At 63.9% G+C, this 3,825-nt stretch carries 4 protein-coding genes; 2 read left to right on the forward strand and 2 right to left on the reverse strand.

The features are described 5' to 3' along the window. The first annotated feature begins 63 nt into the window (after window positions 1–63). Window positions 64–1,479: a coniferyl aldehyde dehydrogenase gene (locus IBX54_RS13295; protein ID WP_296543138.1), complete on the forward strand. Its 1,416-nt coding sequence runs from the start codon at window positions 64–66 to the stop codon at window positions 1,477–1,479. Here IBX54_RS13295 and IBX54_RS13300 read toward each other — a convergent pair. Further along, window positions 1,476–2,912 (reverse strand): FAD-binding oxidoreductase, encoded by a 1,437-nt coding sequence (locus IBX54_RS13300; protein WP_296543139.1) that lies wholly within the window; start codon window positions 2,910–2,912, stop codon window positions 1,476–1,478. The two genes, IBX54_RS13295 and IBX54_RS13300, sit on opposite strands and share 4 nt — an antisense overlap. Next, window positions 2,893–3,375, reverse strand: coding sequence for a DUF2069 domain-containing protein (locus IBX54_RS13305; RefSeq protein WP_296543140.1), 483 nt, complete (start codon window positions 3,373–3,375; stop codon window positions 2,893–2,895). The genes IBX54_RS13300 and IBX54_RS13305 overlap by 20 nt, the downstream gene beginning before the upstream one ends. 21 nt (window positions 3,376–3,396) lie before the next feature. Between IBX54_RS13305 and IBX54_RS13310 the strand changes: the two genes are divergently transcribed. After that, on the forward strand, window positions 3,397–3,825 hold a 429-nt coding region (locus IBX54_RS13310; RefSeq protein WP_296543141.1), incomplete at its 3' end, for a YihY family inner membrane protein.

Raw genomic sequence — 3,825 nt, forward strand, 5'->3', positions numbered from 1 at the left:
TGAGTTCAATCGAATCGCCCGGTGCGCCCGGCCATTGGCTTCCGTCATAAACTTCGCTTCATCATGAACCAGACCCTTACCCCGAGCCCATTAGAGGCTGCGCTTGCGCTGCAACGAAAAGCCTATTTGGCCCACCCCGTGCCCACACTGGCCGAGCGCAAAGCGGATTTGCGCACGCTGCAGCGTTTTGTGCGCGAGCACAAGGACGCGCTGTGCGATGCCATCAGTGCCGATTACGGCCACCGCTCGCGCCACGAAACCCTGCTGGCGGAGATCGTTCCTGCCGTCGACGGCATCGACCACGCCGCCCGGCACCTGCGCGGCTGGATGAAGACGCAGCGGCGTAACGTCGACCTGCGCACCTTCTTCGGTGCCAGCAACCGCGTGATACCGCAGCCGCTGGGCGTGGTCGGCGTGATCGTGCCGTGGAACTTTCCGCTGAATTTGAGCCTGGTGCCGCTGACGTCGATCTTCGCCGCCGGCAACCGCGCCATGGTCAAGATGAGCGAGAACTCGCGCCACCTGGCGCGGCTGCTGATCGAGCGCATGCCGGCCTACTTTCCGCCCGAGAAGCTGCAGTTCTTCGACGAGACCGGTGGCGTCGGCGTCGAATTTGCCAAGCTGCCCTTCGACCACCTGCTGTTTACCGGCTCGGGTGCCACCGGTCGGCTGGTGATGGGCGCGGCGGCGCAGAATCTGTGTCCGGTGACGCTGGAACTGGGAGGACGTTCGCCGGCCATCGTCTGCGAAGACTTCCCGGTGCGCGTGGCAGCCGAACGCATCCTGTTTGTCAAATTCCTCAATGCCGGGCAGATATGCACCACGGTCGACCACCTGTGGCTGCCGCAGGCCCAGGTGGAAGCCTTCGTGCAGGCGGCGCGCGAGATCGTGCCGACGCGCTACCCCACGCTGGATTCACCCGACTACACATCGATCATCGATCAGCGCTCGTTCGACCGCCTGCTGGCCGCACTGGACGATGCGCGCGAGCGTGGCGCCACGCTGCTGCCGCTGCTGCCCGGCCCGGCCTTTGACGCCTCCACGCGCAAGATCAACCCGCACATCGTGCTGGATGCACCGTCGGAGAGCGTGCTTTGGCAGCGTGAGATATTCGGCCCCATTTTGCCGATCCGCGGCTACCGCTCGCTCGAAGAGGTGGTCGACGCCGTCAACGCCGGCCCGCGGCCGCTGGCGGTCTATCCCTTCAGCCACGACCGAGGCACATTGCGCATGCTGCTGGACCGCATCATGTCCGGCGGCGTGTCGGTCAACGATGCGCTCTTCCACGTCGGTCAGCACGACCTGCCCTTCGGTGGAGTGGGCGAATCAGGCATGGGCCACTACCACGGCCACGATGGCTTCAACACCTTCTCCAAGCTGAGGCCGGTGTTTTACCAGGGGCGCTTTCCGACGCTGAAATTCCTGATGCCGCCCTACGGCAAGCTGGCCGACCGCGTGCTGGCGTTTTTGATCCGCTAATTGAGCCGAACCACCCGCCCCGGGTTCATCAGCTTGAGCGGGTCCAGCGCCTGTTTGATGGCGCGCATCGTTTGCAGGGCCACCGGCGATTTGTAGCGGGTTAAATGGTCCACTTTGAGGCTGCCCACGCCATGTTCGGCCGAAATCGAGCCGCCATGCGCCTGTACCGCGTCGAACACTATTCTGTTGACGTACGCTTCCTGCGCTTGCAAAAACAAAGCAGCATCCTGCTCCTCGGGGGCCTGCACGTTGTAGTGCAGATTGCCGTCGCCCAGGTGGCCAAAGTTGACCAGCCGCACGCCGGGAATGGCCTGCACCAGTTGCGCATCGGTGCTGGCCACAAACGCGGCAAAAGCGGACACCGGCACCGAAATGTCGTGCTTGATGTTGAGCCCCTCCAGGGCTTGCGCCAGCGGAATGCTTTCGCGGATGTGCCACAGGTTGTGCGCCTGCGTGAGGTTCTCGGCCACCACGGCATCGCTCACACAGCCGGCTTCCAGCGCCGCTTCGAGCAAGCCCTCGAACTGTGCCCGGGCATGGGCTTCGGATTCGGCATCGGCACTTTCCAGCAGCACGCAAAAGGCGCTGCTTTGGTACAGCGGCACACGCAAATTGTCAAAATGCCTGGCCACCAGGCTCAGGGCAAACTGGCCCATCAGCTCAAAACCGGTCAGGCTGGCGCCCAGGTGTTGGTGCGCCAGCCCCAACAGTTGCACTGCGGCCTCCATCGAGGGCACGGCGGCCCAGGCGGTGAGCTGCGCCTTGGGTTGCGGATAGAGCTTGAGCGTGGCCGCGGTGATGATGCCCAGCGTGCCCTCGGCGCCAATGTAGAGATGTTTCAGGTCGTAACCGGTGTTGTCCTTGCGCAGCCCGCTCAGGCCCTGCCAGATATCGCCTTGCGGCGTGACCACCTCGAGGCCCAGGCACAGGTCGCGTGCATTGCCAAAGCGCAGCACCTGCGTGCCGCCGGCGTTGGTGCCCAGATTGCCACCAATGGTGCACGAGCCTTCTGCTGCCAGGCTCAGCGGAAACCAGAAGCCTGCGGCCTGCGCCTGCTCCTGCACCGTTTGCAAGATGCAACCTGCCTCCACCGTCATCGTCAGGTTGGCGGGGTCGATGCCACGCACGGCATTCAGGCGCTGCAGGCTCAGCACAATTTGCCGCCCGGATTCGTCGGGCGTAGAGCCCACCACCAGGCCGGTGTTGCCGCCTTGCGGCACGATGCTCAAGCCGCTTTGCGGGCGCTGCGCCAAATAATCAGCGCAGGCTTTCACCACTTGCGCCACCTCTTTGGCACTGGCAGGGCGCACCACGGCCAGCGCCCTGCCTGAGGTGCGCTTGCGCCAGTCTTGGGTCCAGGCGCTAAGGTCGCCCTCGGTTAGCACATGGGCGCTGCCAACGATGGCTTGCAGATCAGAGAGCAGGTTTTGCATGGTCAGGTTCAGCGGGTTCAAAATGTGCGGCGGGTTCAGCGTTCGCAATGGCTGATGCGGCTGCCACGGCGGCGTTTTTCAGGCGCAGGCGCACATGCAGCGCGCAGGCGGTAAACAGCGTCAGGCACAGGGCCACTTCCACCAGGGCCAGATAGTTGCCTGGCGCTGCATCGCTGTAGGCGCGCACCACTCCTTCGGTAAAGTACAGCCACACCAGCAAACTGACCCAGCGGTAGGTGTACATGCGGTTTTTGAGCAAGCCCGCCAGCGGCAGGCACAGCGGCAACACCTTGAGCGCCAGCCAGGAGCCACCCGGACGCAGCGGTGCCAGCAGCAGTTCCCAGGCCAGGCCCAGCACAATCAGCCCCAGCAGGCTGCCAACTGCCAGAATTCGGGTCAAGGCCACGCTGGGGGTGGCTGGTGCTGGGGGTGCGTTCTGGAGTGCGTTGCGGGGAGTGTTCATGACGGTGGCATCATAGCGGCCATGAGCGCATCACCCACAGCACGCACCAACTGGCCCCAGCGGCTGGATGTCTTTTTGAAAGACCTGGCCAATTTTCCCTGGAAAAACACGGCTCACACGCTGCGCGAGCGCTTCGGCGAAGACCATCTGGGCCTGACCGCCAGCAGCTTGACCTTTACCACCACCATTGCGCTGGTGCCGCTGGTCACCGTGGCGCTGGCGGTGTTTACCGCGTTTCCGATGTTTGCCAAATTTCAGGTGGTGCTGCAGCAGTGGCTGATTCAGAGCCTGATTCCCGACACCATTGCGCGCCAGGTGCTGGGCTACCTGACGCAGTTTGCCGGCCAGGCCAGCAAACTCGGTGGTGTTGGCCTGGCGGCGTTGTTCGTCACCGCGTTGGCGCTGATTTTGACCATTGACCGCACCCTGAACGCCATCTGGCGGGTGCGC

This window comes from Rhodoferax sp. (assembly GCF_014859475.1).
Lineage (GTDB): Bacteria > Pseudomonadota > Gammaproteobacteria > Burkholderiales > Burkholderiaceae_C > Rhodoferax.

What these genes read in the sequence shown, in the direction of transcription:
- IBX54_RS13295 (WP_296543138.1), top strand. Translation starts at nt 64, where the DNA reads ATGAACCAGACCCTTACCCCGAGCCCATTAGAGGCTGCGCTTGCGCTG.
- IBX54_RS13305 (WP_296543140.1), bottom strand. Translation starts at nt 3,375, where the DNA reads ATGAACACTCCCCGCAACGCACTCCAGAACGCACCCCCAGCACCAGCC.
- IBX54_RS13300 (WP_296543139.1), bottom strand. Translation starts at nt 2,912, where the DNA reads ATGCAAAACCTGCTCTCTGATCTGCAAGCCATCGTTGGCAGCGCCCAT.